General features: G+C 64.8%; 24 protein-coding genes. 15 read left to right on the top strand and 9 right to left on the bottom strand.

Translation table 11 applies throughout. The features are described from left to right. Nucleotides 1-13: 13 nt before the first annotated feature. From J2W49_RS20790 to J2W49_RS20760, 7 genes are all read left to right on the top strand, one after another. The gene (locus J2W49_RS20790) at nucleotides 14-1,450 is read left to right on the top strand and encodes an aspartate aminotransferase family protein (RefSeq protein ID WP_310320730.1); all 1,437 of its coding nucleotides are present in this window, start codon (nucleotides 14-16) and stop codon (nucleotides 1,448-1,450) included. 353 nt (nucleotides 1,451-1,803) lie between these two features. Further along, entirely contained in the window at nucleotides 1,804-2,976 is a 1,173-nt protein-coding gene (locus J2W49_RS20785; RefSeq protein WP_310320877.1) for an extracellular solute-binding protein, read from the top strand. Between the two features lie 87 nt (nucleotides 2,977-3,063). Next, the gene (locus J2W49_RS20780; protein WP_310320728.1) at nucleotides 3,064-4,158 is read left to right on the top strand and encodes an ABC transporter ATP-binding protein; all 1,095 of its coding nucleotides are present in this window, start codon (nucleotides 3,064-3,066) and stop codon (nucleotides 4,156-4,158) included. A 140-nt stretch (nucleotides 4,159-4,298) separates the two neighbouring features. Further along, nucleotides 4,299-5,219, top strand: a complete 921-nt coding sequence (locus J2W49_RS20775) for an ABC transporter permease (protein ID WP_310320726.1) — start codon at nucleotides 4,299-4,301, stop codon at nucleotides 5,217-5,219. Beyond that, on the top strand, nucleotides 5,216-6,052 hold the full coding sequence (locus J2W49_RS20770; RefSeq protein ID WP_310320724.1) for an ABC transporter permease: 837 nt from the start codon (nucleotides 5,216-5,218) through the stop codon (nucleotides 6,050-6,052). Before J2W49_RS20775 ends, J2W49_RS20770 begins: the two co-directional genes overlap by 4 nt. A gap of 324 nt (nucleotides 6,053-6,376) precedes the next feature. Then, on the top strand, nucleotides 6,377-7,048 hold the full coding sequence (locus J2W49_RS20765; protein WP_310320722.1) for a phytanoyl-CoA dioxygenase family protein: 672 nt from the start codon (nucleotides 6,377-6,379) through the stop codon (nucleotides 7,046-7,048). Nucleotides 7,049-7,215: 167 nt separating this feature from the next. Further along, nucleotides 7,216-7,647 (top strand): DUF2306 domain-containing protein, encoded by a 432-nt coding sequence (locus J2W49_RS20760; RefSeq protein WP_310320720.1) that lies wholly within the window; start codon nucleotides 7,216-7,218, stop codon nucleotides 7,645-7,647. Between the two features lie 305 nt (nucleotides 7,648-7,952). Here J2W49_RS20760 and J2W49_RS20755 read toward each other — a convergent pair whose 3' ends face one another. Continuing rightward, complete coding sequence (locus J2W49_RS20755) at nucleotides 7,953-9,362, bottom strand: reverse transcriptase family protein (protein WP_310320718.1); 1,410 nt, start codon at nucleotides 9,360-9,362, stop codon at nucleotides 7,953-7,955. Between the two features lie 316 nt (nucleotides 9,363-9,678). Here J2W49_RS20755 and J2W49_RS20750 point away from each other — a divergent pair, with 316 nt between their 5' ends. Both J2W49_RS20750 and gabT read left to right on the top strand, forming a co-directional pair. Continuing rightward, nucleotides 9,679-11,157 carry an aldehyde dehydrogenase gene (locus tag J2W49_RS20750; protein ID WP_310320716.1) on the top strand — a complete coding sequence of 493 codons (1,479 nt, stop codon included), beginning with the start codon at nucleotides 9,679-9,681 and terminating at the stop codon, nucleotides 11,155-11,157. Nucleotides 11,158-11,290: 133 nt separating this feature from the next. Further along, on the top strand, nucleotides 11,291-12,598 hold the full coding sequence (gabT, locus tag J2W49_RS20745; protein WP_310320714.1) for a 4-aminobutyrate--2-oxoglutarate transaminase: 1,308 nt from the start codon (nucleotides 11,291-11,293) through the stop codon (nucleotides 12,596-12,598). A gap of 37 nt (nucleotides 12,599-12,635) precedes the next feature. On the opposite strand, the gene J2W49_RS20740 is transcribed toward gabT, so the two are convergent. Both J2W49_RS20740 and J2W49_RS20735 read right to left on the bottom strand, forming a co-directional pair. Beyond that, complete coding sequence (locus tag J2W49_RS20740) at nucleotides 12,636-13,970, bottom strand: hypothetical protein (protein WP_310320713.1); 1,335 nt, start codon at nucleotides 13,968-13,970, stop codon at nucleotides 12,636-12,638. 25 nt (nucleotides 13,971-13,995) lie between these two features. Then, nucleotides 13,996-14,562 carry a hypothetical protein gene (locus J2W49_RS20735; RefSeq protein ID WP_310320710.1) on the bottom strand — a complete coding sequence of 189 codons (567 nt, stop codon included), beginning with the start codon at nucleotides 14,560-14,562 and terminating at the stop codon, nucleotides 13,996-13,998. Nucleotides 14,563-14,846: 284 nt separating this feature from the next. Here J2W49_RS20735 and J2W49_RS20730 point away from each other — a divergent pair, with 284 nt between their 5' ends. Together J2W49_RS20730 and J2W49_RS20725 are read left to right on the top strand one after the other, a co-directional pair. Further along, nucleotides 14,847-16,157 (top strand): type III glutamate--ammonia ligase, encoded by a 1,311-nt coding sequence (locus tag J2W49_RS20730; RefSeq protein ID WP_310320708.1) that lies wholly within the window; start codon nucleotides 14,847-14,849, stop codon nucleotides 16,155-16,157. A gap of 128 nt (nucleotides 16,158-16,285) precedes the next feature. Beyond that, nucleotides 16,286-17,044 (top strand): BUD32 family EKC/KEOPS complex subunit, encoded by a 759-nt coding sequence (locus tag J2W49_RS20725; RefSeq protein WP_310320706.1) that lies wholly within the window; start codon nucleotides 16,286-16,288, stop codon nucleotides 17,042-17,044. Between the two features lie 79 nt (nucleotides 17,045-17,123). On the opposite strand, the gene J2W49_RS20720 is transcribed toward J2W49_RS20725, so the two are convergent. The 4 genes from J2W49_RS20720 to J2W49_RS20705 form a co-directional block, all read right to left on the bottom strand. Beyond that, entirely contained in the window at nucleotides 17,124-17,894 is a 771-nt protein-coding gene (locus J2W49_RS20720) for a class II aldolase/adducin family protein (RefSeq protein WP_310320704.1), read from the bottom strand. A gap of 33 nt (nucleotides 17,895-17,927) precedes the next feature. Continuing rightward, nucleotides 17,928-19,091: an ABC transporter substrate-binding protein gene (locus J2W49_RS20715; RefSeq protein WP_310320702.1), complete on the bottom strand. Its 1,164-nt coding sequence runs from the start codon at nucleotides 19,089-19,091 to the stop codon at nucleotides 17,928-17,930. Nucleotides 19,092-19,256: 165 nt separating this feature from the next. Then, nucleotides 19,257-19,448, bottom strand: a complete 192-nt coding sequence (locus tag J2W49_RS20710; protein WP_310320700.1) for a YgaP family membrane protein — start codon at nucleotides 19,446-19,448, stop codon at nucleotides 19,257-19,259. A 138-nt stretch (nucleotides 19,449-19,586) separates the two neighbouring features. Continuing rightward, nucleotides 19,587-20,240, bottom strand: a complete 654-nt coding sequence (locus J2W49_RS20705; protein WP_310320698.1) for a Crp/Fnr family transcriptional regulator — start codon at nucleotides 20,238-20,240, stop codon at nucleotides 19,587-19,589. Nucleotides 20,241-20,381: 141 nt separating this feature from the next. Between J2W49_RS20705 and J2W49_RS20700 the strand changes: the two genes are divergently transcribed. From J2W49_RS20700 to J2W49_RS20685, 4 genes are all read left to right on the top strand, one after another. Beyond that, nucleotides 20,382-20,939: a cytochrome b gene (locus tag J2W49_RS20700; RefSeq protein ID WP_405001057.1), complete on the top strand. Its 558-nt coding sequence runs from the start codon at nucleotides 20,382-20,384 to the stop codon at nucleotides 20,937-20,939. Between the two features lie 41 nt (nucleotides 20,940-20,980). Beyond that, complete coding sequence (locus J2W49_RS20695; protein ID WP_310320696.1) at nucleotides 20,981-21,553, top strand: YceI family protein; 573 nt, start codon at nucleotides 20,981-20,983, stop codon at nucleotides 21,551-21,553. Nucleotides 21,554-21,605: 52 nt separating this feature from the next. After that, complete coding sequence (locus J2W49_RS20690; RefSeq protein WP_310320694.1) at nucleotides 21,606-22,172, top strand: YceI family protein; 567 nt, start codon at nucleotides 21,606-21,608, stop codon at nucleotides 22,170-22,172. Nucleotides 22,173-22,479: 307 nt separating this feature from the next. Further along, nucleotides 22,480-23,394 carry an alpha/beta fold hydrolase gene (locus J2W49_RS20685; protein ID WP_310320692.1) on the top strand — a complete coding sequence of 305 codons (915 nt, stop codon included), beginning with the start codon at nucleotides 22,480-22,482 and terminating at the stop codon, nucleotides 23,392-23,394. On the opposite strand, the gene J2W49_RS20680 is transcribed toward J2W49_RS20685, so the two are convergent. Together J2W49_RS20680 and J2W49_RS20675 are read right to left on the bottom strand one after the other, a co-directional pair. Continuing rightward, nucleotides 23,369-23,635 (bottom strand): YkgJ family cysteine cluster protein, encoded by a 267-nt coding sequence (locus tag J2W49_RS20680; protein WP_310320689.1) that lies wholly within the window; start codon nucleotides 23,633-23,635, stop codon nucleotides 23,369-23,371. The two genes, J2W49_RS20685 and J2W49_RS20680, sit on opposite strands and share 26 nt — an antisense overlap. A 5-nt stretch (nucleotides 23,636-23,640) precedes the next feature. Continuing rightward, the gene (locus tag J2W49_RS20675) at nucleotides 23,641-24,231 is read right to left on the bottom strand and encodes an NADPH-dependent FMN reductase (RefSeq protein ID WP_310320687.1); all 591 of its coding nucleotides are present in this window, start codon (nucleotides 24,229-24,231) and stop codon (nucleotides 23,641-23,643) included. Between the last annotated feature and the right edge of the window lie 123 nt (nucleotides 24,232-24,354).

The raw sequence follows: 24,354 nt of genomic DNA, 5'->3' as shown, positions 1-24,354 counted from the left end.
TCGGAGCATGCCCATGAATCCCACCCTGATCGCCCCTCCTGCTTTGGTTCGCCGTGCCGAGCAGCACGACACCAAAGCCATTCAGGCGCTGGACAGTGCGCATTACCTGCACCCGTTCACGTCGCACGGTGACCTGGCCGGTGTGGGTGCGCGGGTGATCACGCGGGCCGACAACATCTACGTGTGGGATTCTGAAGGGGCGAAGATTCTGGACGCGATGAGCGGGCTGTGGTGTGTGAACGCGGGTTATGGCCGCAAGGAGCTGGCCGATGCGGCGTATCAGCAGATGATGACGCTGCCGTTCTACAACAGCTTTTTCAACACCACCAATGTGCCGGCGGTGCAGCTGGCGGCCAAGCTGGCTTCGCTGGCGCCGGTGGTGGGTGGTCGCAAGTTTGAGCATGTGTTCTTCTCCAGCAGCGGATCGGAAAGCAACGACACCAACGTGCGCATGGTGCGCCGTTACTGGGACCTGCTCGGCCAGCCCCAGCGCAAGGTGATCATCAGCCGGCACAACGCCTACCACGGCAGCACCATGGCGGGGGCATCGCTGGGTGGGATGAGCGGTATGCACGCCCAGGGTGACTTGCCGATTCCGAACATCACGCACATCGAGCAGCCGCACCATTGGGACAACGCCTTGCCGGGCGAAAGCCACGCCGATTTCGGCCGCCGTGCGGCGGGCTGGCTGGAAGAAAAAATTCTGGAGGTGGGCCCCGAGAAGGTGGCGGCCTTCATCGCCGAGCCGGTGCAGGGTGCCGGCGGCGTGATCATCCCACCCGAAACGTACTGGCCCGAGATCCAGCGCATCGTCGACCAATATGGGATCCTGCTGATCTCCGACGAAGTCATCTGCGCGTTCGGCCGCCTGGGCCATTGGTTCGCCTACCAGAAGTTCGGCTACCGGCCCGACCTGATCACTTTTGCCAAGGGCGTGACCAGCGGCTACATCCCGTTGGGCGGCGTGATGGTGGGCGACCGGGTGGCCAAGGTGCTGATCGAGCAGGGCGGTGAGTTCAACCATGGCTATACCTACAGTGGTCACCCGGTGGCTTGCGCGGTGGCGCTGGCCAACCTGGAGCTGATGGAGCGCGAGGACCTGCCGGGCCGCGTGAAGAACGACATCGGCCCCTACCTGGCCGAGCGCTTTGCCGAACTGAGCGACCACCCGCTGGTGGGCGCGGCCGAGACCTGCGGCTTTGTGGCGGGTCTGGTGCTGGTGAAGGACAAGGGCACGCGGGAAATGTTCGACCCCGCCCTCTCGGTTGGCATGATCTGCCGCGGGCACTGCTTCAGAAGCGGGCTGATCATGCGCGCCGTGGGTGATCGCATGATCATTGCGCCGCCGCTGGTGATGACGCGCGAGCAGATCGACGAAATGATGGGCCTGATTGTGAAGTGCCTGGATGCCACGCTGGATGATTTGCGCAATGCTGGGGAATTGGCGTGACACCCCCTGAACGAGATGACACCCTCTGCGCCGCTTCGCGTCTTCCCCCCCTCTCGCCTTCGGCGGGAGGGGGACGGCACCAGAGGCCCGGCGAAGCCGGTTCCTCGGTGCCCTTGGAACGAATCACTGCAAGCGACCGGGCTCGCGCTCTGGCGGAAGAGGGTGATGAGCCGTCGAATTGATGGTTGGGCTCTAATTCTTTGATACAGTGCTTCGTGCCCCATGGTGGGGACAAAGCTGGTCTGCTAATTGCTTGATCAGGCGGGTGTGCCGGTCCCCGAAATGCCACCGTATTCCGGATTGCAGGTCCTTTTTTTCATTCACTTTTCTATCCCGTTTGGAGACGTTTCATGATGAAGAAACACGTATTGGCCCTGGCCATTACCGCGATCGTTCTGGCCGCCTGTGGCAAAAAGGAAGAGCCGGTCGCCACCCCGGCGGAGACCACACCACCTGTTGCCGCAGCGCCTGCAGCGCCGACCGGCCCGGTGCTGGACGAAGAGAAGGTGTTGAATATCTACAACTGGCCCGACTACATCACCGAGACCTTGGTTGCCGACTTCGAGAAGGAGTTCGGCATCAAGGTGAACTACGACACGTTTGAAAACAACGAAGCCCTGCACGCCAAACTGGTGGCCGGCAATTCGGGTTACGACATCGTGGTGCCCACTGCAGGCTTCGGCAAGAAGCAGATCGACGGCGGCCTGTACCAGCCGATCGACAAGAGCAAGATCAGCAACTACGCCAATCTGGACCCCGAGTTCATGGCCAAGATCGCCGGTGTGGACCCTGAGAACAAGCACTTCGTGCCCTGGGCCTGGGGCTTTACCACCGTGGGCATCAACAAGCAGAAGGTGGAAAAGGCGCTCGGAGACATGCCCATGCCTGAAAACGCCTGGGAACTCGTGTTCAACCCCCAGTACTCCAGCAAGCTGAAGTCTTGCGGCATCGCCTTCCTGGATTCGCCCAGCGAAATCCTGCCCGTGGCGCTGCACTACGTGGGCAAGCCGCCTTACAGCGAGAATCCTGAGGACTTCAAGGCGGCCGGTGAAATGCTGGCCAAGGTGCGCAAGGACGTCCGCCTGTTCTCCAGCACCATGATCGACGACATCGCCGGCGGCAAGGCTTGTGCCTTCGTGGGTTGGTCCGGCGACATCAACATCGCTGCCGACCGCGTGAAGGAAACCGGTGGCACCGACGAGATCGTGCCCCTGCTGCCCACCGGCGGTGGTCTGGTGTTCATTGACACCATGGCCATTCCGAAGGACGCCAAGCGCGTGAACAACGCCCACGCCTTCATCGACTTCTACCTGCGTGCCGAGAACGGCGCGGCCATGGCCAACGAGATGAACTACCCCACCGGCAACAAGGCCGCGCTGCCCATGATCAAGGACGAGGTCAAGGAGAACAAGACCATCTTCCTGAGCGATGAGGACACCGCACGTCTGATCCCCACCGGCGGCTTCTCCAACGACATCGCCGGCACGCTCAACGACACCTACAACGCATTCAAGCGCGGCAAATAATCGGTTTTTTACCGAGCACAAGGGCTGTTCTTCCGCTGGGTTGAACAGCCCTTTTCTTTTTCTGACCCCAAGAAACGGAATTCAACAATGGCAGATGCTGCGGGCTTTCTGGTGACTGAAAAACTCGTCAAGCGTTTTGACGACGCGGTGGCGGTGGACGAGGTGTCGCTCTCCATCGGCAAGGGTGAGATCTTTGCCTTGCTGGGCAGTTCGGGCTGTGGCAAGTCCACCCTGTTGCGCATGCTCGCAGGCTTCGAGAAGCCCACCTCGGGCCGCATCCTGCTCGGCGGGCAGGACGTGGCGGCCATGCCGCCCTATGACCGACCGGTGAACATGATGTTCCAGTCGTACGCGCTGTTTCCGCACCTCAACATCTGGGAGAACGTGGCCTTTGGCCTCAAGCGTGAAGGCCTGCCCAAGGCCGAGATCCAGCAGCGCACCGACGAGATGCTGGCCCTGGTGCAGCTCACCCCGTTTGCCAAGCGCAAGCCGCACCAGCTCTCCGGTGGCCAGCAGCAGCGCGTGGCACTGGCGCGCAGCCTGGCGAAGAAACCCAAGCTGCTGCTGCTGGACGAACCGCTGGGCGCGCTGGACAAGAAGCTGCGCGAGCAGACCCAGTTCGAGCTGGTCAACATCATCGAGAGCGTGGGCGTGACCGTGGTGATGGTCACGCACGACCAGGAAGAGGCCATGACCATGGCCAGCCGCATCGCCATCATGAGCAAGGGGCGGGTGCTCCAGGTGGGCTCGCCCGAAGAGATTTACGAGCACCCGGCCAACCGCTTCGTCGCCGATTTCATCGGCAACGTGAACCTGTTCGAGGGCAAGCTGGTGGTCGACGAGATCGACCACTGCGCGGTCGAGACGAAGCTCGGTCTGGTGCACGTGGGCCACAGCGTGCCCGGAACCCTGGATATGCCGGTGGCGGTGGCCGTGCGCCCCGAGAAGCTCGAGATCAGCAAGACGGCACCCGTTGACGCGGGCCCCAACCTGTTCAAGGGCAAGGTCAAGGAAATCGCCTACTTCGGCTCCTACAACACCTACATCGTGCAGGCGGGTGACGGCTCGCGTCTGAAGATCACGGAGGCCAACACCTCCAGGCAGGACCTGTCGGACATCACCTGGGAAGACGAGGTGTACTTCTGGTGGGGGGATCGGGCCGGGGTTGTACTAAGAGACTGACACCTGTCAGTCTCCCCCCGCGCCGCTTCGCGTCACCCCCCGGAGGGGGGCAACGCTGGCGGCCCGGCAAAGCCGGTTCCGCGGCGTTCTGGTTTTTAGGTCACTGCGCTCGATAGGTTGTAGTTCTCTGGAGGTTTCTGATGGGCATTTCATCACTCCCTGTTCCCGGCAAGCGCTTCGTGATTGGCGTGCCCTATGCATGGCTGATCGTCTTTTTCTTCCTGCCGTTCCTGATCCTGCTCTACATCAGCTTTGTGGACATGGGTGGCGACATCCATCCGTTCAAGCCGATCTGGGACGCGACCAGCGGAGTGCTCAAGCTCAAGTATGAGAACTACCTGTCCATCTTCCGCACGGAAGAGGGCGCGCCGCTGTTCCGCACGCTGTATGTGGACGCCTACCTGCGCTCGATCTGGTACGCGCTGGTCACGGCGGTGCTGTGTCTGGTGATCGGCTACCCGTTTGCCTACTTCATCGCCCGCTCGCCAGCCAGCATCCGCCCGGCGTTGCTGCTGATGGTGATGCTGCCGTTCTGGACGTCGTTCTTGCTGCGCGTGTATGCGTGGAAGGGCATCCTCACCGACCAGGGGGTGCTCAACCGCTTCATGATGTCGATCGGCCTCATCGATGAGCCGATCCAGATGCTCTACACCAATGTGTCGATGCTGATCGGCATGACCTATGTGTACCTGCCTTTCATGGTGCTGCCGCTGTACGCCAACCTGGTGAAGATGGATTTCCGTCTGCTGGAGGCGGCCTACGACTTGGGCACGACGCCATTCAAGGCCTTCTGGTTGGTGACGGTGCCGTTGTCCAAGGCCGGCATCGTGGCCGGCTTCATGCTGGTCTTCATTCCGTGCGTGGGTGAGTTCGTGATTCCCTCGCTGCTGGGTGGACCGGAGAACGTGATGATCGGCCGCGTGGTGTGGGACGAGATGTTCACCGCCAACGACTGGCCCAAGGCCACGGCGCTGGCCGTGGTGATGATTGCGCTGATCGTGGTGCCGCTGGCGCTGTATTACCACTACTCTGGCGAACGCAGCGAAGGAGGCAAAGCATGAAACAGCTTCTGGAAAAACACTTCGGCAAATTCTGGTTGGCGGTGGTGTTCGCCTTCCTCTACCTGCCGCTGATGTTCATGATCGTGTTCAGCTTCAACAGCACCCGGCAGGACGCGCGTTTCACCGGGTTTTCGTTGCGCTGGTACGAGGCGCTCACACGCGACACCAAGATTGTTGAAGGCTTCTGGCTGTCGCTCAAGGTGGCGACCGTGACCGGCTTGCTCTCTGCGGTGCTGGCCACATTCGCGGCGTTCGTGCTGGTGCGTTACCGGCGTTTCCTGGGGCGCACCATTTTTTCGGGCATGGTCAATGCGCCGCTGGTGATGCCTGAGGTGGTGATCGGCCTGTCGCTGCTGTTGCTGGCGGTGGGCGCGCAGAACGCTTTCGGCTGGCCGCAGCGCGGTATGCTCACCATCATCCTGGGTCACACGCTGCTGGGCATGGCGTATGGCATGGTGGTGATCCAGAGCCGCCTGATGGAGATGAACCGCAGCATCGAAGAAGCCGCGATGGACCTGGGCGCACGGCCCATGCAGGTGTTTTTCCTGGTCACGCTGCCCAACATCTTCCAGGCCATTCTGGCGGCCTTCCTGCTGGCCTTCACGCTGTCGTTCGACGACGTGGTGATCGCCGAATTCCTCTCCGGCCCCGGCGTGAATACCTTGCCGCAGGTGATCTTCGGCTACGCCCGCCGCGGCATCAACCCGACCATCTACGCGGCGGCCACGCTGCTGATCACCACCGTCACCATCGTGATCGTGTCGTACGCGGTGTGGGTGGCGCGCAGCACGAGGCGGCGTGAGCGCGAGATCGCAGCGGCGTTGAAGAGCTGACACCCCCCTGCGCCGCTGACACGGCGTCCCCCCTCTCTTGCGCCTTCGGCTTGGAGGGGGGACGGCAACTCGGGCCGGCGGAGTCGGACCCTTGCTGCCCATGGATTTGAGACACTTCGCGCTTACGCAACGTCAGGCTCACAGCGACCTCACCGTGCGCTGTGCCAATCTTGAATATTGGGTGACCATGACAGGCTCCACCACCTCCTTCAGATTCGACGGCCGCTCAGTTGCGCGCGTCCCGGTATGAACCCAACAAGCCATGCGGCGGCCGCGCTGAAGACGTCGCGCCGGGTGTCGTTCGAGAGCGAAAGCCATTCACCGATGTCCGTCGACTCATTGGCTCGCAACGGGTTCGTCAGCGTGCCCGACGTGTTGCCCGCGTTTGCCTGCGATGCATTGGATTTCGAGAGTGCGGGCCTGGGCGCATCGGGTGGCACCCGTTGCCTGTTGTCGATGGCCTGGTGTGCAGCGCTGGCCAGCCGCATCCGCGAGCACGCTGATCTGAGGCGACTTGTTCCACCGGGGCACGTGGCGGTGCAGTGCACGTACTTCGAGAAGTCGAGCGCGCGCAACTGGCTGGTGCCGCTGCATCAGGATCTCAGCATCCCGGTGGTTGAGCGGGTCGGAGGGGCCGGTTTGTCGGGTTGGTCCGAAAAGGAAGGGGCGGTGTTCGTTCAGGCCCCGGTTGAGGTTCTGGAGCAACTGGTGGCCGTTCGACTGCACCTTGACCGCTGTGGGTCCAGCGACGGTCCGTTGCGGGTGGTGTCGGGCTCCCACTCACATGGTGTGCTGGCGCCAGCTGCTGCGGTCGCCGTCCGTGATGCTGCGGGGGAGTGTCTCTGCGAGGCCGAGGTCGGCACGGCTTTGGTGATGCGCCCCCTGTTGCTGCACGCCTCGTCCAAGTCGTTGGGCACAGGGCGTCGTCGCGTGCTGCACTTTCTCTTTGGCCCGCGTTCGCTGCCTCACGGCCTGTGTTGGCAGACGATGGTGTAGAGACCGGAAACCCGGTCAGGCCGCCGCAACGGTCCCTCCATTCGCGCCTGTTGACGACGCCTCACGACTGAATGCAGGTGTTTCGTCGCAAGTCGCTGGCGCCCGATCAGGGCCGGCGACACAGTCATGCCGAATTCAGCATTCGCACGACCCGCACTGGAGCACCCATGACTCTCACACCGATCATCGCCATCCATCTCAGCGCCGCGCTGGGCGCTTTGATGATCGGTCCGGTGGCGCTGTGGGCGCGGCGGGGGCATGCAACCGAGACTGCCCAGACCCAACGCCCGATCCTGCACCGCGCTGCTGGCTATGCGTGGGTGACGCTGATTCTGGTGACGGCCATCACCGCGATGTTCATCCGTGATTTCAAGTTGCCCAACATCGCCGGGTACACCCCGATCCATCTGTTGGTGCCGGTCACTTTTGGCACGCTGTTCTGGGCCTTCCGCGCCCTGTGGCGCGGCAACATCCGGCGCCACCGCATTGCCATGATCACGCTCTATGTCAGTACCTGCCTTGTGGCCGGGGCGTTCACTTTGTTGCCCAACCGCCTGCTAGGCAAACTGGTTTGGGGTGAGTGGCTGGGCTGGCTTTGAGACCGTTTTGGCTTGCAAAGCGCGACCCGCGCAGCGGTGGATCCCGGGGGCCGCGGGCCAGCCGCCGGGCCGCCCCCAAGGCAGGCCCAGCCCCCTCGGGGGGCAGCGACCCGCGCAGCGGCGGAGCGTGGGGGCCATCCGACCGCAGCGCAGGGTCGCCCCCAGCAGGGTCAGCCCCCTCGGGGGGCAGCGACCCGCGCAGCGGCGGAGCGTGGGGGCCATCCGACCGCAGCGCAGGGCCGCCCCCAGCAAGGTCAGCCCCCTCGGGGGGCAGCGACCCGCGCAGCGGCGGAGCGTGGGGGCCATCAGGCAATCTGGGCCAGCAGCGACTGCAGTTTGGCGACCCTGGAAGGGGCCAACGCTTGGCAGGCCCAGGCCACGCGGCCTTGCAGATGGGCGCGTTGTTGGGCGTCCACTTGGGCCACGCGGGCTGCGCGGTGCAGTTCGGCGCGCAACAGGTCGTAGTCCTGGCGCGCGATGTTGGGTTGCACGTTGACCACCAGGCCGGTGATCCGCTGCTGCTGGTGAGACAAGGCGCGTCGCAGTTTGACGGGATGCAGGGCGAACCCCTCGTCGGCGGCGATGGCGTCGACCCAGGCATGAAGTTGGCGAAAGCGCTGGGCCAGCGGCGCCGGGCCAGAGAAGACCAGATCGTCGGCATAGCGCGAGTAGCGGGCGCCAAAGCGGTGGGCCAGGCCTTCCAATCGAAGGTCCAGACCAAAGGCGCAGAGGTTGGCGAGCGCCGGCGAGGTGGGCGCGCCCTGTGGCAGGTGGGGCGAGGCGAGCCGTTTGGCTGCGTGGACGTCCAGCGCCTTGGCCTCGCGCAGGCGCTCACGCACCGCCGCGGGTGTGCGGGTGGTGCACAGCTGCGTCAACATCTGGGCCACGCCTTCGGGGTAGCCCCAGCAGCGCCAGAAAGCCCGAATGCGTGCCGCGCCAATGCTGGGGAAGAAGTCGCGCAGATCGAAGGAGATCACGCAGGGCTGGGCGGCATGGATCTGCGCGTGCGTGTGCACGCTGCGGCCGCGCACAAAGCCGTGGGCCGCTTCGTGCACGGGCAGGCGTGCCAGCACACGGTCGAGCAGCAGGCGCTGCACCTGCTTGAGTTCGGCCTTGGGGGCTTCCAGCAGGCGCAGCCCGCCGCTGCGTTTGGGCAGCAGGCGGTGGTGGTAATGGTTGGCCACGGTGGCGTGGGGGCGCTGGCTGCCCTCGCGCCAGTGCTGCGACGGGTGTGCCAGCCAATGCAGGCGCTCGGTGGTGATGCCCAGCCACAGGGCCCAGTCCGATGCGGTGGGCAGGTCAGGGCGCTCGATGTGCTGCAGACCCCAGGGCAGGGCGGCCATGCGCGCCGGTCGCAGCAGCCAGTGGCGCACGGTCCAATCCCCCACTGACATGGGTTCAGGGTAGGTGGTGGTGTCGTCGACGGTTTCATCGTCTTCGTCAAGAGCGTGATCGTCGGATGCCCATTCGGGACGCTGCACCAACATCTGCACCAGGCTGTCGACCGTGTCGATCAGCCCCTGCCGTGCCCAGCGCGTGGCAACGGCTTGTGCCATCGACACCAGCCATTCCGGTGTCGCGCTCTCGCAGCCCAGGCAGACCCTGGCACGCGCCAGCAAGGCATCGGGCGTGCGGGCGCCCGGTTGCTCGTGGTCGGCCAGAAAGGCATGGGCCAGCCCGGTGGCCAGCCAGCGGCGGTGGTGGGCGGTGGTCATCGGTTGGGCGCAGCAGGCAAAAAGGGTGGCCCCGGTGCCTCAACCAGCAGGTCCGGCGCTATCCGCGCTGCGCCAGCGGCGCAGGTCGGGATCGCGCGTCGTGTGTCCAGGAAACCATCGTCGCCGTGGGGATACCCCACAGCCCGAAAACGACCAGCGTCTTCGAGAGATCTTGAAGCCCTGGGGCCGCAGGCATTGTGTCAGATGCATCTTTGTGCGCCAGTGGATGCCTGCCGTTGAGCGCAAGTGGATGCTGCATGCGCGGTGATAACGGCGTAGCATGGTTCCACTTTTGTTTCGTCTTGAACGCCTTCCCATGACCGATACCAGCTCACTCACTTTCGACGGCCGCGCCCTCATCAACGGCGAACGCGTGGCCGCGCGCGACGGCCAGACCTTTGATTGCCTCTCGCCCGTGGACGGCCGCCTGCTCACCCAGGTGGCGCGCTGTGGCGAGGCCGACATCGACGCCGCCGTGGCCGCAGGCCGTGCGGCCTTTGAAGACCGCCGCTGGTGCGGCATGGCGCCGGCGCAGCGCAAGCGCGTGATGATCAAGTTTGCCGAGCAGCTGATCGCCCATGCCGACGAACTGGCCCTGACCGAAACGCTGGACATGGGCAAGCCGGTGAAGTACGCGCGCAGCGTGGACGTGAACAGCGCGGCCAACTGCATTCGCTGGTACGGCGAAGCGGTGGACAAGGTGTACGACGAGATCGCGCCCACGGCCAGCACGGCGCTGGCGCTGATCACGCGCGAACCCGTGGGTGTGGTGGGCGTGATCGTGCCCTGGAACTACCCCATGATCATGGCGGCTTGGAAGATCGCGCCCGCTCTGGCGGCCGGCAATTCGGTGGTGTTGAAGCCTTCCGAGAAAAGCCCTCTCACCGCGCTGCGACTGGCCGAACTGGCACTGGCCGCCGGCATTCCGCCCGGTGTTTTCAACGTGGTGCCAGGTTACGGCCCTGAGACCGGCAGCCCGCTGGCGCTGCACATGGACGTGGACTGCATCGCCTTCACCGGCAGCACGCGCGTGGGCAAGCAGATCCACGTGATGGCCGGGCAGAGCAACTTGAAGCGCGCCTGGACCGAGCTGGGTGGCAAGTCGCCCAACATCGTGTTCGCCGACTGCCCGGATCTGGACAAGGCGGTGGAGGCGGCGGTGGGCAGCATCTTCTTCAACCAGGGCGAGAGCTGCAACGCGCCTTCGCGCCTGTTCGTGGAAGCGTCCATCAAGGAAGCCTTTCTGGAAAAGGCCCTGAAGCTGGTGCCGCAGTACCAGCCCGGCAACCCGCTGGACAAGGGCACGGTGATGGGCGCCATCGTCGACAAGGTGCAGATGGATACGGTGCTGCGCTACATCGAGAGCGGCAAGTCCGAAGGCGCGAAACTGCTGGCCGGTGGCGAAGCGGCGATGCCGGTGGCCGGTGGCAACTACGTGCTGCCCACCATTTTTGACGGCGTGACCAACAGCATGACGATTGCGCGCGAAGAGATTTTTGGCCCGGTGCTTTCCGTGCTGAGCTTCACAGACACGGCCGACGTGGTGCAGCAGGCCAACAGCAACATTTATGGCTTGCAGGCTGCCGTGTGGACGCGCGACATCAACAAAGCCCACGGCGTGGCGCGCGCGCTGCGTGCCGGCACGGTGCATGTGAATTCGTACGACGAAGACGACATCACGGTGCCGTTCGGTGGCTTCAAGCAGAGCGGTGTGGGGCGTGACAAGTCGCTGCATGCGTTTGACAAGTACACGGAAACCAAAACCACCTGGATAAGAATCGACTCGCCGGTGTAACCGGCGCCCCCCGCGCCGCTTCGCGTCACCCCCCGGAGGGGGGCGGCACTGGCGGCCTGGCAAAGCCAGTTCCGCGGTGCCCTGGAAAAAATGCACCTCGCGCCGCCCAGTCTGCATTGAAGGAGATCTTCCCATGAACGCCCCACAGAAATCCGAGCAGTTGAACGCACCACACACCAACGCCGCTTGGCACCAGCGACGGCTCGACGCCACGCCGCGTGGTGTGGGTGTGTTCGGTGACTTCTTCATCGACAAGGCGAAGAACGCCGAGCTCTGGGACATCGAGGGCCGGCGCTTCATCGACTTCGCCGGCGGCATTGCGGTGCTCAACACCGGCCACGTGCACCCCAAGGTGCAGGCCGCGATTGCGGCGCAGTTGCAGCGCTTCACCCACAGCTGCTACCAGGTGGTGCCTTACACGGAGTACGTGGCACTGGCCGAGCGCATCAATGCCATGGTGCCGATTGACGGGCCGGTGAAGACGGCGTTTTTTTCGACCGGCGCGGAAGCTATTGAAAACGCGATGAAGATCGCGCGCTCGGCCACCGGGCGCAGCGGCGTCATTGCCTTTGGCGGTGCGTTCCACGGGCGCAGCATGTTCTCCGTGGCCATGACCGGCAAGGTGCAGCCTTACAAGGCTGGCTTTGGCCCGTTCCCGCCTGAGATTTACCATGTGCCGTTTCCTGCCAATGGTGCGTCACTGGAAGAATCCCAACGCGCCATGGAGCAGCTGTTCAAGTGCGACATTGAGCCTTCGCGGGTGGCGGCCATCGTGTTTGAACCAGTGCAAGGCGAGGGCGGCTTCAACCCGATTCAGCCAGCGGCGGTGAAGTGGCTGCGCGAGCTGTGCGACCAGCACGGCATCCTGCTGGTGGCCGACGAGGTGCAGACCGGCTTTGCGCGAACCGGCAAGATGTTTGCCATGGAGCACTACGGCGTGAGCCCGGACCTCATGACGCTGGCCAAGAGCATGGCGGGGGGCACCACCTTGTCGGCCGTGTGTGGCAAGGCGGCCATCATGGACGGCCCCGCGCCCGGTGGCCTGGGTGGCACCTACGCCGGCAACCCGCTGGCGATTGCCGCCTCGCATGCGGTGATCGATGTGATGCAGGAAGAGAAGCTGCCCGAGCGCGCGCAACTGCTGGGCGACAAACTGATCGCCCACCTGAACGCCAAGAAAAAGACCCATGCCCGCATGGGCGATGTGCGCGGCCTGGGCGCTATGGTGGCCTGCGAGTTCATCGATCCCAAGTCCGGCGCGCCAGACGCCGATCTGACCAAGCGCGTGCAGATGGCGGCCCTCAAACGCGGTCTGCTGCTGCTCACCTGTGGTGTCTACGGCAACGTGATCCGCTTCCTGTTCCCACTCACCATTGAAGACGCGGTGTTTGCCGAGGCGATGGACGTGCTGGACGCGGCGCTCGCCGAGTGTCTGGGCTGAGCTTCAAAATCCTGGAGTCGTCGCGCTTCGGCTGTGTTCACGATTCACTTCTGCAGGGGGCCTCTCCTGCTTCGCCTGCAGCAACTGTTCGGTGGCCCTCAGTGACGCGATGGCCGGCGTGTCCAGGGCCTGTTCCAGCGGGAAGGTTTCCAGGCGCAAGTTCTCGTGCTGCAGGTCCCCCGGTGCATCCATCGTTGCTGAGCAGAAACTGGCGCGGGGCGCCCCAGCGTGCCTCATGGCGTGCAGCGGTGTGCAGACACGCCGCTGCCACCTGGAGACTTCGGTCGGGGTCCAGACCCTGTGCCTTGAGTGCCGGCGCCAGCTCGACATAGGCTTGGCGCAGCCAGCGCATGTGCTGCTCGCTGAGAAGCGGCATCGCACCTTGCTCAGGCGGCGAAGCCTCCGGGTTCCGATGGAGGTCGGCGGGTTCCCGTGTGACATGCTCATGGCGGTTGACCCCAGGCGGGTTTTCGTGTGTGGAGAGGGTGGCCGGCCTCGGTGTCTGCCGGGTCTCTCCCGCCACGCGCGAATCGGCATCGAACGCTGCGCTGAAGTCGACGCGCCTGCCCGCATGCGGACCGCTGTCCATGGGCACGGCTTGGCCAACCAGCGTGAAGGCGCCATCGGCGTGCGGCACGATCACGATGTCCGGCGACTGAACCCGGTCCCAGTCGATGTGCTGCTGCAGGGTGCGCCCGTCTCGGGTGTTGAGCACCGCCCAGGCTTCGGCGTAGTACTCGTTGTAGGTGATGTTGGGTGCGGTGGAGGGGCTGAGTTGACCGTAGTACGCCGCCCCTTGTTGCGCTGCCTGCGCATCGAAGGCCTGCCATTGGGCGGCTGGATCACTCATGCGGCGGGTGGCGATGTCGGCGCTTTTGCTGAGTGAGGCGGCCGTTGCTTCGAGTGAGTCTTGAATGGTTCTGCCAGACCACATAGGACCGCTCATCTGGCTGGCGACGATGTACTCTGCAGCGAGGGCTACACCTTCTCCGGCAAGACCCAGGGCCCGTGCGTCATCGGGCGAGCGCGGGTGGTGCCCATGGTCTTGAAGGACGGCGTGACCACCTTCATGTCCCAACAGGGAGACAAACCGTTTGAGTTCTGTAACCCCGATCGGGCGGCCCTCGTCGTTGACTGCAGGAAACAGAGCGCTGCCGATGTAAATGTCACCCGTTTCCGTTTGGTAGTAGGCAGCGCGAGTGGTGAGGGCGTCCACGTGTATCTGGTTTCCACGTGCATGTAATTGCGTCAGCATGTCCACCAGGAAGGGCGACGCGTGGGCCTGTTCCAGGATGGCGGGGAATGACGGTTGTTGCCGGAATTGAGATGAAAACACCGACTCCGGGATCGAAGGTGGGCTTGTGTTTGGCATGAGTGAACGCGAGCGCTTTCAGCTCTCACAAACCTGGGCGCCGGTCCTGTCTGCCGTTGACGGCTTCAACGCTGCCGTCCCCATTGATATCGGCACTGAATTTGGACGTGGAAGTGTCGGTCGTCCATTCCCAGAACAGGTCGTGATTGCCCAGCGGATGCGTGGTCTCGCCGCGCTTGCGAACAGGTTGCGGGGAAATCAACAATCCACGAGGGCCGGGCTCTGGATAGCGGGGAGGTGGGGTCAGCTGTGCGACGACGAAATCCACCTTTTTATGCGGCTCACCCAGGGCTTCGACTAGGTCTTCGGCTCTGAGCCCTGTCAGGCCGCGATAGTCGGGGCCTTCGAGGCTGAAACTAAACCCCTTGCCCGTCAACTGCCGGGCCAGGCTCAGTCTGCCCGCTTCAAAAACCAGCTGTTCGCGCTGCACCCCCTGCTTGAGCGGGCTGGGGGTGGAGCTTCGTTGGTGGGTGCCAAACCACGCTTGCAGAGAGGCGTCCTGAAAGAAGTCGGTCTGCAGCATGCGCTCCGTCTTCAGTGCTTCTATGAGCTGCCCAACGATGTGCTTCTGGGGGGAAGTGGTCTGGTTCATGCTATTCCATGAAGAATCTGGGGTGGGCGGTGTGGAGGCGGCATGGGGCGCAGGAAGCGCAGCGCAGGCAAGCAGCAGGAGGCTGGCGCATGCTGGCGCTGCGAAGCCAAGGATTCGATGGTTTATTGTCATGAAACCGCCCTGAATGAATACGGAAGTATTTAGTTTATCCGCAGCCATTCGTGTCGCTGCTCCACTCCGCACCCGGTTTGGCCCGGCATACCATCGACAAGCATCTGCAAGGGACATCCCCCCTTCAGGGGCCCTCTGCAACAGGAGACCACATGAGCGAACACAGTCTGGACCATGCCATGCGTACCCTGGTGGATCAGGGAGTGCACACGGTGATGACCACCTTCACCGACCTGCACGGTGCGCCCAAGGGCAAGCTGATACCGCTGGAAGGCCTGCCCGACGCGGTGACGGTGGGCGCGGGCTTCTCCGGCCCCAGCATCTGGGGCACCGGCTTGCCGCGCATGGGGCCCCGCAGCGAATACATGGGTCGCGTGCGGCCTGACACATTGCGCCTGCTGCCTTGGTTGCCCGGTGTGGCCCATGCGGTGTGCGACGGGTTTGCCGGCGGCCAGCCGCTGGACACCTGTTCGCGCCAGGTGCTCAAGCGCCAGGTGCAACGGCTGAATGAGCGCGGGTGGACCTTGTGGGTGGGCATCGAGCCCGAGTTCTTTCTGCTCAAGCGGGGTGCCGACGGGCAATGGGTGGTGGGCGACGAGCTGGACCGACTGGCCAAGCCCTCTTACGACCTCGACGCCATCACCCGCAACTTTGGCTTCCTGGACAGCATGCGCCAGCACCTGATCGCGCTCGGTTTCGATCTGCAGCAGATGGACCACGAAGACGCCAACGGTCAGTACGAGATCAACTACCGCTTCGACGAGGCCCTGGCCGCCGCCGACCGCTACCAGCTCTTCAAGCTGACCGCGCAGGCGGTGGCGCATCAGCATGGCCTGCACTTTTCCACCCAGCCCAAGCCGTTGGCCCATGCGCCGGGCAGCGGCCTGCATTTCCACCTGAGCCTCACCAACACCGACGGCCAGGCGCTGATGGCAGACCCCGCCGGTCCCATGGGCCTGAGCGAGACCGGCCAGCGCTTCGCCGCCGGCCTGCTGCACCACGCCGACGCGCTGGCCGCGATTTGTGCGCCCCTGGTCAACAGCTACCAGCGCCTGGCCGTGAGCGAGAGTGCGTCCGGCACCACCTGGTCGCCGGTGTGGAAGGCCGCTGGCGACAACAACCGCACCTGCCTGGTCCGCACCGTGGCCGGCCGCATCGAATGGCGCCTGCCCGATGCGTCGTGCAATGTGTACGCGGCGCTGGCCGCCACGCTGGCGGCCGGCCTGGCCGGTATCGATGGCGCGCTGCCGCCGCCGACACCTTGCGACGATGACCTGTACCTGCGCCACGCACTCGGAGAATCCATGCCGCCGCGGCTGCCGGCCAACCTGGGCGCCGCGCTCGATGCGCTGCAGGCCGACGCGGCTTTGCGCGCTGCGGTGGGGGAGAATTTCTGTGAGCAGTTCCTGCAGATCAAGCGGGCTGAGTGGAAGGCTGGCGACACCACCAATTCGAAGGGCTGAGCTTGCAGCGCCGCCTTCGGCGCGAGGTGACCGGCTCCCCCCACCGCTGGCCCCACCCCAACGCTTCCCCAGCGAGGGAGGGAGTGAACACCGGGGCGCTCATCCGCTTTTCTGGATAATCGCGAACCTTGAGCACGACAGCCCCCACCAAGACCTGGACCAAAACCGCCGAACGGCCCCTGCGCAGCGTCGCCAAATCGCTGGGGGTCTACCTGTTCGCGCATTTTGTGGGTGTGCCCGTGCCCTGGCGTGCCGTGCGCCAGACCGATGGCAAGGCCCTGCTGGCCCATGAGCACGAGCGCCTGCTGGCGCTGGCGGCGGCCGGTGAGCATGTGCCACCCGTGGTGGCCTTTGATGGCGATACCATGGTCACCGGCGACGTGGGTACCACCTTGGAACACCTGCTGCACCGCATCCCTGAAGCCGATCGCCTGCCGCTGATGTGCGCGGCCAGTGCCGATCTGGCGGGCTTTCATGCGCGCGGTCACTGGCACGGCGGCGCGCAGGCGCGCAACCTCACCTGGGATGGCCGGCGTTTTGCGCGCATCGATTTCGAAGAGCGCCTGTACCCGGGCCTGCCACTGGAAACCGTGCAGCGCTACGACGCCTTGCAACTGGTGTTTTCTCTGGCCCGCTTTCTGGAGCCGTTGGGACCGAACGCTGTGCGGGCGGTACTGGACGCGTACCGCGACGCCTGGACCGAGGCCTGCCCGGCAGCCACCGAGAGCCACAGTCTGCAGGCCTTCCTCCGGCCGCTGCTGCCCCGCCTGCGCCGCGCCGATAAGCTGGCCTCCTGGTCCACCCGCCTGGACGGATCACGCGAACTCATTCGCCTGCGCACCGTGCTGGAAGGCATGACATCGTTCGTGGAAAACACGCCGCGCTGAGGCTTCTCCCGCGGGCAAAGTGCCTCCGGCGCGAATGCCTCAATCGAGGGGAAGCCGCGTCAGCGGCGCAGGGGGGTGCTCAAGTGCAATACCCTGGATCGAGCTTTTCCACCTTGCGCAGCAACGCCGGCCAGGCGAGTTGCGCCCCTTGCCCGGCGGTGGCCACGCGCATCACGTCGGCCATGCCGTTCAGAATCTTCGGGTCCACCTGGGTGAGTTCGCTGCCGCTGGCCAGTGCGTCGATCTGAATGCGACAGGTGTTCTCGAAGGTGTACATGGACAGGAAAGCGTCGGCGATGGTGCGGCCAACGGTGAGCAGGCCGTGGTTGCGCAGCACCAGGTAGTTGGCCTGGCCCAGATCGGCCTGCAGGCGTGGCTTCTCTTCGGGGCGGAAGGCCACCCCTTCATAGTCGTGGTACGCCAGTGAAGACAGCACGAAGGTGCTCTGCTGGCTGATGGGCAGGATGCCGGCCTTTTGTGCACTCACGCCCACGCCCGCGCGCGTGTGGGTGTGCAGCACGCAGCCGGCTTCGGGCCGGGCTTCGTGCACTGCGCTGTGGATCACGAAGCCGGCGGGGTTCACCGGAAATGGTGAGTCGTGCAGCTTGTTGCAGGCCATGTCGACCTTGACCAGGCTGCTGGCGGTGATCTCGTCGAACATCAGACCGTAGGGGTTGATGAGAAACTGGTGCTCGCCGCCGGTCACGCTCTCGGGCAGCTTGGCGCTGATGTGCGTGAACACCAGGTCGCTCCAGCCATAGGCGGCCACCAGGCGGTAGCAGGCGGCCAGGTCGCAGCGCAGCGCCCATTCTTCGGCGCTGACGACTTCCTTCAGGGATGTGATGTGCATGGTGGGCCTTCGTGAGTGACGGTGGAAGGGGGCTCAGCGCCGGAATCGACCGTTGCTGTCCACGATGGTGATCTCGGCCCAGGCGCTGCCGTGGTGGCGGTCCGGGCCGAAATTCAGGATATTGCCACCGAGCGACCAGTTGCGGATGCCCTGGATGGCCTGGATGATGCCGTCCGGCGTGATTCTTGGACCCGCCCGGCGCAGCGCCTCCAGCAGGAACTGTGCGCCCAGGTAGCCGCCGTAGCTGCTGTAGTCCACCGGTACCTTGGCGGCTTCGGCCAGTTCGTTGAATTCGCGTGCCATGGCGTCGACCTTGCGCCAGGGTGAGGGCACGATCTGCGTCATGGCCAGGCCGCGGGCTTCTGCGCCGAGAGGCGCCACCGAACTTGCCGCCACCGACAGGGTGTACACCGGCACGTTCAGACTGGTTCGCGCCGCGCGCACGAAGCCCGCCACCGAAGGCCCCACGGCGATCATCAGCACCGCCTTCGGCTTGGCTGCGGCCAGCGCCTTGGCGGCGTCGGCAGCGTTGCTGCCGTCCACCGCCAGTGGCGCCCGCGCCACCAGGTTCACGCCCAGCTCTTTGGCAGCGGTCTCGACCACCGGCATCATCAGCTCGCCGAAGGCGTTGTCCTGGTAGGCCACGCCCACGGTGTCCATGTGGATGGTGGCCAGGGTGCGCAGGGAGTGCTCGACCTCGTCCTTGAAGCTGGCCTGCGAGGTGAAGAAGCTGGGGTGCGGCCGCAGCCGCAGCACGTGCGCACCGGTCCAGCTGCCCACCAGGGGCATGCGGGTCTGGGCCAGATAGGGCAACACGGCGGCCACACCAGCGGTGCTGCCCAGGCCGGTGAGCGCCACCACCTTGTCGCGCTCCACCAGCAGTTTGACGTTCTCCACCATGCGCGCGGTGTCGTAGCCGTCGTCCAGCAGCACCAGTTCAACTGGGCGACCGCCAATGCCGCCACGCTGGTTCACGGTGTCAAGGGCCAGTTTCTGCCCGGCCAGCGGTCCCTGGAAGGCGCCGGCCACGGGTCCGCTCAAGGGGGCGCTCTGCCCGATGCGGATGGGACCACTCTGGCTGTGCGCGAGCCTGGGCAGACCGAAGGCCGCCAGTGCGGCGCCTGCGCCGAGCAACTGGCGCCGGTCGATGAACATCGGCGAGCGGACCCGCCGGGTGTGGGAGGACGTGTTTGCCATCGGGTTGTCTCCTGCTGTGGCCAGAATCTTTGTTCCGGGACGCATGGTGGCCTCGCGTCTCTGGTTCCACAGTCGCGCCGATGACATGGCGCGCCCCGGTGCCGTGCGCTTTCGCACGCTGGGGCCCACCGTTGCACAGGTGGGCCGATCAACGGTTGCCCGGGCCTATTTCTTCATGGAGCAGGTGTTGAAGCCCAGCAAGGCATAAGGAGGGCACCAGCCCATCAGCCCCGTGAGCAGCGGCACCACGCCCACATAGGCCCACAGGCCCAGAGTGCCGGTGGCCGCTGCGGCGATCAGGGCCAGGCCAATGGCGATGCGCAAGATGCGGTCGATGCCGCCCACGTTTTTGGTCATGTCATGCTCCGTTGCTTGAGGTGCACTCCAGCGCTGCCGGAATGGCCCACACGGCGTGTGGTGGATGGCATTGAACCGCCGATCACGCTTCGGGTCTGTGACCGAGGTCACCAAACGTGTTGGCAGGGTCTGCGACGCTCAGCGCGGTTGCAGGGCCGCGAGTTCGCGCAGGGCGGCGCTGTCGCGCACGGTGATGCATTCGCGCGAAAGCTCGACCAGCCCCTCGCGCTCAAAGCGGTGCAGCAAGCGGGTGACGATCTCGCGCACCGTGCCCAGTTCGTCGGCGAGCGCCTGGTGGGTGATGTGGCGTTGCGGGCCGTGGCCGAGCAGGGCGGCGGCGAGGCGGCTGTCCAATCGCTGGAAGGCCACGGCTTCAATCAGGGCGGTGAGGTCGGTCATGCGCTGGGCGAACAGGCCCAGCACGTAGCGGCGAAATTCCGGATGGGCCATGCCGGTCTGGAAGTCGTCCGGCGGCAGCAGCGCCAGGGCGGTCTCCATGGTGGTCACGCCACGGGCGCTGAGCGGCTGCCCCGCGAACAGGCCGGCCGAAGACACCAGGCACATCTCGCCAGGCTGTACCCGGTAGAGCTCCAGTTCGCGCCCGTTGGCGGCGCTGCGCGAGACCCGCACCTCACCCTCGATCACCAGTGGGAAGCCCTGACAGGCATCGTTCTCGCGGAACAGTACCGCGCCGGCCGGGCAGCGCATCAGGGGCAGGGTGGGCAGCAGACCGGTCAGTGCACCCATCGCGGGGTAGAGCGACAGCAACTGGGCGGCAGGCAGTGCAGACATGCGGCCCATTGTAGGAGCGTGACGAGGCGGTGACGCCGGTGTCGGGATACGAATTGAATAGCTTAGTTCATTCGATTTTTTTGAATAGAGGGTTCAAGCCCTTTCACCGTTCGTGGGCTTTGCCCTCTCTACACTGCCGCCATGTCATCGACCGCCTCCACCCGCTACCACCCTTTGTCCGTGGCCCTGCACTGGCTGCTCGCCTTGGCGTTGGTGGGCCTGTTTGCGCTGGGCCTGTACATGGAGGGATTGTCGTTTTCACCCCAGAAGCTGAAGTTCTACAGCTGGCACAAATGGTTCGGGATGTTGGTGCTCACTCTCTCTTTCGTCCGCCTGATGTGGCGCCTGATCCAACGACCACCTGCCCTGCCCAGGGTGATCGAACACGCCATGCCGGTCTGGCAGCGCTGGGCACACCACGCCACCCATGGGGGCCTGTACCTTCTTTTCTTCGCGGTGCCCTTGCTGGGCTGGGCCTTCAGTTCGGCCGCAGGTTTCCCCATCGTGGTGTTCGGCGTGCTACCCCTGCCGGACTTCGTTCCGGTGAGCCCGGAACTTGCAGACCTGCTCAAACCGCTGCACAAGTACGCCGCCTTCGCGATGGCCGCCCTGGTGGGGCTGCACGTGGCAGGTGCGCTCAAGCACCATTTCATCGACCGTGACGGCCTGCTGGGCCGCATGGCCTGGGGCCAGCGCTGAGCGGCCACCGGCCATTTCACTCCCTTCCCGAAAGACCATCCATGCGTTTGCCCATCCGTGCCCTGTTCATTGCCTCCCTGGCCGCTGCCAGCCTGTTGCCGCTGGCCGCCCAGGCCCAGCAGCAGCTGGTGCCCGCCCAGAGCGAGATCCAGTTCGTGAGTCGCCAGATGGGCGTGCCGGTGGAAGGCAAGTTCAAGACTTTCAATGCCCAGGTCGCCTTCGACCCGGCCAAGCTGGCCACCAGCAGCATCGTCTTCACGGTGGACACCGGCAGTGCCGACATCAGCCGCGAAGCCAACGCCGAGCTGCCCAAGGACACCTGGTTCAATGTCGCCGCCTTCCCCAAGGCCACCTTCACCTCCAGCAGCATCAAGCGCATCGACGCCACGAAATACGAAGTCGCCGGCAAGCTGTCCATCAAGGGCGTGAGCAGCGACGTCGTTGTGCCGGTCACGCTGGCACAGAACGGCGCCACCACCACCGCTTCGGGTGCGTTCCCGATCAAACGCCTGACCTTCCGCATTGGCGAGAAGGAGTGGGCAGACACCTCGATGGTGGCTGATGAGGTGCAAGTGAAGTTCAAGCTGGCGCTGACCGGCATGCCCAAGCTTTGATCTTTTTTTTTCCGTGTTTCTCAATACAACCCCAACCCAGGAGTTCTTTTTCATGCGCAAATCCCTGACCTTGCTGGCTGCGGCCGCCACCCTGTCCACCGGTGCCTTCGCCGCTGACTACGCCATCGATCCCACCCACACCTTTGCCACCTTTGAAATTGGCCACTTCGGCGCCAGCGTGAACCGCGGCCGTTTTGACAAGAAGGAAGGCACGGTGCAGTTCGACCGCGCAGCCAAGACCGGCAAGGTCGACATCAGCTTCGACGTGGCTTCGGTGAACACCGGCACCGCCGCGTTCGACAAGCACATGACCAGTGCCGACATCCTCAATGCCGCTGCGCATCCCAAGGCGCGTTTTGTGTCCGACAAGTTCAGTTTCAACGGCGACAAGGTCAGCGAAGTCAGCGGTCAGCTCACCCTTTTGGGCAAGACGCAGCCAGTGACCCTGAAGGCCAACGCCTTCAACTGCTATGACAGCCCCATGCTCAAGCGTGAAGTGTGCGGCGGCGATTTCGAGACCACCATTGACCGCACCGCCTTTGGCGTGAACTACGGTGTGGACTGGGGTTTCCCGAAGAACGTTCGCTTGGTTTTGCAGGTCGAAGCCGTGAAGCAGTGATCTCCCCCCTGCGCTTCATTCGGAGCATCCCCCTGCGCCGCTGATGCGGCTTCCCCCCTCCGTAGCGCGCCTTCGGCGCTTCGAGGGGGGACGGCATCTTGGGCCGGCGGAGCCGGACCCTTGCTGCCTCTGGATCGAGGCACTTCGCTCAGGAGGGTGTCTTTTCTCCCTCGCCCCTCTGGGGTGAGGGGCTCCTGGAAAGAGGTGGCTTCTGTTTTATGAAGATGCCGCAGCCATAGGATGATCCTTTCCCCCATCAGGCCCGCCCCGTGCGGGCTTTTTGCATGGTGCTGGTACAAACGCATTCATGACCGACCACATCGATCCCTTGACCTGGGAAATCCGCACCGTGAACGTACCGGGTGAGGACGCGCTTTGGAGCGAGGCTGCTGGCCCTGTTGATGGCTTGCCGGTGTTGCTGATCATGGGGGCGATGAACCCGGGGCTGGTTTGGCCGCCGGGGTTTGTGCGGGCGTTGGTGGAGGGTGGTTGCCGGGTGGTGCGGTATGACCATCGGGACACGGGGCGTTCGTTTGTCAGTGACACGGCCCAGCCGCCTTACACGCTGGACGAGTTGACCCGTGATGCCCTGCATGTGCTCGACGCCTGGGGCCTGCCGCGCGTGGCGGTAGTGGGCTGGTCGATGGGTGGGTACATTGCCCAGCAGATGGCGCGCGATGTGCCGCAGCGGGTGAGTCATCTTGTGCTGCTGGGCAGCACGGCCGACCACCGACCCTACATGGCGGGTGTGATGGGGCGCCCGGCGTCTGAGAGTGAATTGCCCGGGCCGGCGCCGGGGTTTGTCGAGCGCTTGTGGGCCTTGTCTGCCCAGGCCGGCCAGCAATCGGCGGAAGCAAGTGCCGTTGAAGGCTGGGCGCTTTTCCATGGCGGTTCCTGGCCTTTCCCGCGCGAGCGGCTTCAGGCACAGATGCGCCAGGCCCTGGCCAACGGGCATCGGCCAGCCGCCGCGTTGCGTCATGCGCAGGCCGTCAGCCTGTCGCCGCCGCGCACCGCATGGTTGCCGAACCTGCGTATACCCACCCTGGTGCTACACGGGGCACACGACCCCTGCTTGCCGCTGGCCCATGGCGAGGCGCTGGCCCGGCTCATTCCCGGTGCGCGCCTGCAGGTGCTGGACATGGGGCACCTCCTGCCCGATGCGCTGGAGGCCGCTGCTGCGCACACGGTACTTGAGTTCATTCGACCCGAGAAGGTTGTGTAGCCAACTCCAGCTGCTTCAAAAAACGCAGGGCATGGGTGCGGTCGTGGCCGCACATCTCGCGGCTGGGCGGCAAAGAGGCGCATACGGCCGGCCGTTCCGGCAGGCCGAAGAGGCGGCAGCTCAATGATTCGTCCAGATGCGGGCAGGGCATGCCCGCCGGTTTGCCGTCTGGCAGACCGGGCAGGGGGCTGGAGATGGAAGGCGCGATGCAGCAGGCTGCGCAGCCCGGGCGGCATTCCAATCGTCTCAGTCCTGAAAGCGTTGCGTCGCCCACAAGACCTGCTGGATCACGCCATGCACCGCGTTGCGGTGGGCCTCGGTGGCCAGCGCGCCGTCCGGGTCAAAAGCTTCGCCTGCGCGGGGCATGGCGTATTGGCGCGGGGCCACCCAGCACTGCAGGTTCAGCAGGAGCGGGTTCAGGTGGCTGAGGCTGCGCACGCCGCCCAGCGCCCCGGGTGAGGTGGCCAGCAGGCCCACCACCTTGCCCTCAAAAGGCTTGGTGCCGCTCGACCAGTTCGGGTCGCCCTTGATGGGGCTGGAGACCCAGTCGATGGTGTTTTTCAGCAGGGCGGTGTAGCTGCCGTTGTATTCGGGCGAGCAGATGATCCAGGCGGGATGGGCATGAAAGATCTCCTTGAGCCGAACCACATCGCGCGGCGTCCCCTTGGCTTCCAGGTCGGCGTTGTACAGGGGCACGTCAAAGTCGGCCAGTTCCAGGCGGGTCACCTGTGCGCCTTCGGCCGTGGCCATTTGCGTGACCGCACCGGCGAGGCGGCGGTTCCAGGATTGGGCGCGGGTGCTGCCCGCGAAGACGAGGAGGGGGATGGAGGTGCTCATGCCTTGATTCTGGCACCGACGGATCGCAGGTTTCCTGCGTTGTCTGGGGACCCGTGACCCTTCACATCTCGCAGGCAGTGCACGCCCGGGAGGATGGTGGGACAATTGCAGGTTGCCTGCCTC

The organism is Hydrogenophaga palleronii, assembly GCF_031457455.1.
Classification (GTDB): domain Bacteria; phylum Pseudomonadota; class Gammaproteobacteria; order Burkholderiales; family Burkholderiaceae_C; genus Hydrogenophaga; species Hydrogenophaga palleronii_A.
The sequence above is the reverse complement of the archived record's forward strand: the minus strand, read 5'-3'. Positions and strand labels throughout refer to the sequence as shown.

Excerpts from the sequence above, each read along its gene's own strand:
- J2W49_RS20705 (WP_310320698.1), bottom strand. The coding sequence starts at position 20,240 with ATGTCTGCACTGCCTGCCGCCCAGTTGCTGTCGCTCTACCCCGCGATG.
- J2W49_RS20730 (WP_310320708.1), top strand. The coding sequence starts at position 14,847 with ATGAGCGAACACAGTCTGGACCATGCCATGCGTACCCTGGTGGATCAG.
- J2W49_RS20720 (WP_310320704.1), bottom strand. The coding sequence starts at position 17,894 with ATGCACATCACATCCCTGAAGGAAGTCGTCAGCGCCGAAGAATGGGCG.
- J2W49_RS20735 (WP_310320710.1), bottom strand. The coding sequence starts at position 14,562 with ATGAACCAGACCACTTCCCCCCAGAAGCACATCGTTGGGCAGCTCATA.
- J2W49_RS20765 (WP_310320722.1), top strand. The coding sequence starts at position 6,377 with ATGTCCGTCGACTCATTGGCTCGCAACGGGTTCGTCAGCGTGCCCGAC.
- J2W49_RS20790 (WP_310320730.1), top strand. The coding sequence starts at position 14 with ATGAATCCCACCCTGATCGCCCCTCCTGCTTTGGTTCGCCGTGCCGAG.
- J2W49_RS20770 (WP_310320724.1), top strand. The coding sequence starts at position 5,216 with ATGAAACAGCTTCTGGAAAAACACTTCGGCAAATTCTGGTTGGCGGTG.
- J2W49_RS20780 (WP_310320728.1), top strand. The coding sequence starts at position 3,064 with ATGGCAGATGCTGCGGGCTTTCTGGTGACTGAAAAACTCGTCAAGCGT.
- J2W49_RS20685 (WP_310320692.1), top strand. The coding sequence starts at position 22,480 with ATGACCGACCACATCGATCCCTTGACCTGGGAAATCCGCACCGTGAAC.
- J2W49_RS20700 (WP_405001057.1), top strand. The coding sequence starts at position 20,382 with ATGTCATCGACCGCCTCCACCCGCTACCACCCTTTGTCCGTGGCCCTG.
- J2W49_RS20710 (WP_310320700.1), bottom strand. The coding sequence starts at position 19,448 with ATGACCAAAAACGTGGGCGGCATCGACCGCATCTTGCGCATCGCCATT.
- J2W49_RS20675 (WP_310320687.1), bottom strand. The coding sequence starts at position 24,231 with ATGAGCACCTCCATCCCCCTCCTCGTCTTCGCGGGCAGCACCCGCGCC.
- gabT (WP_310320714.1), top strand. The coding sequence starts at position 11,291 with ATGAACGCCCCACAGAAATCCGAGCAGTTGAACGCACCACACACCAAC.
- J2W49_RS20760 (WP_310320720.1), top strand. The coding sequence starts at position 7,216 with ATGACTCTCACACCGATCATCGCCATCCATCTCAGCGCCGCGCTGGGC.
- J2W49_RS20695 (WP_310320696.1), top strand. The coding sequence starts at position 20,981 with ATGCGTTTGCCCATCCGTGCCCTGTTCATTGCCTCCCTGGCCGCTGCC.
- J2W49_RS20690 (WP_310320694.1), top strand. The coding sequence starts at position 21,606 with ATGCGCAAATCCCTGACCTTGCTGGCTGCGGCCGCCACCCTGTCCACC.
- J2W49_RS20755 (WP_310320718.1), bottom strand. The coding sequence starts at position 9,362 with ATGACCACCGCCCACCACCGCCGCTGGCTGGCCACCGGGCTGGCCCAT.
- J2W49_RS20750 (WP_310320716.1), top strand. The coding sequence starts at position 9,679 with ATGACCGATACCAGCTCACTCACTTTCGACGGCCGCGCCCTCATCAAC.
- J2W49_RS20775 (WP_310320726.1), top strand. The coding sequence starts at position 4,299 with ATGGGCATTTCATCACTCCCTGTTCCCGGCAAGCGCTTCGTGATTGGC.
- J2W49_RS20785 (WP_310320877.1), top strand. The coding sequence starts at position 1,804 with ATGAAGAAACACGTATTGGCCCTGGCCATTACCGCGATCGTTCTGGCC.
- J2W49_RS20715 (WP_310320702.1), bottom strand. The coding sequence starts at position 19,091 with ATGGCAAACACGTCCTCCCACACCCGGCGGGTCCGCTCGCCGATGTTC.
- J2W49_RS20740 (WP_310320713.1), bottom strand. The coding sequence starts at position 13,970 with ATGCCAAACACAAGCCCACCTTCGATCCCGGAGTCGGTGTTTTCATCT.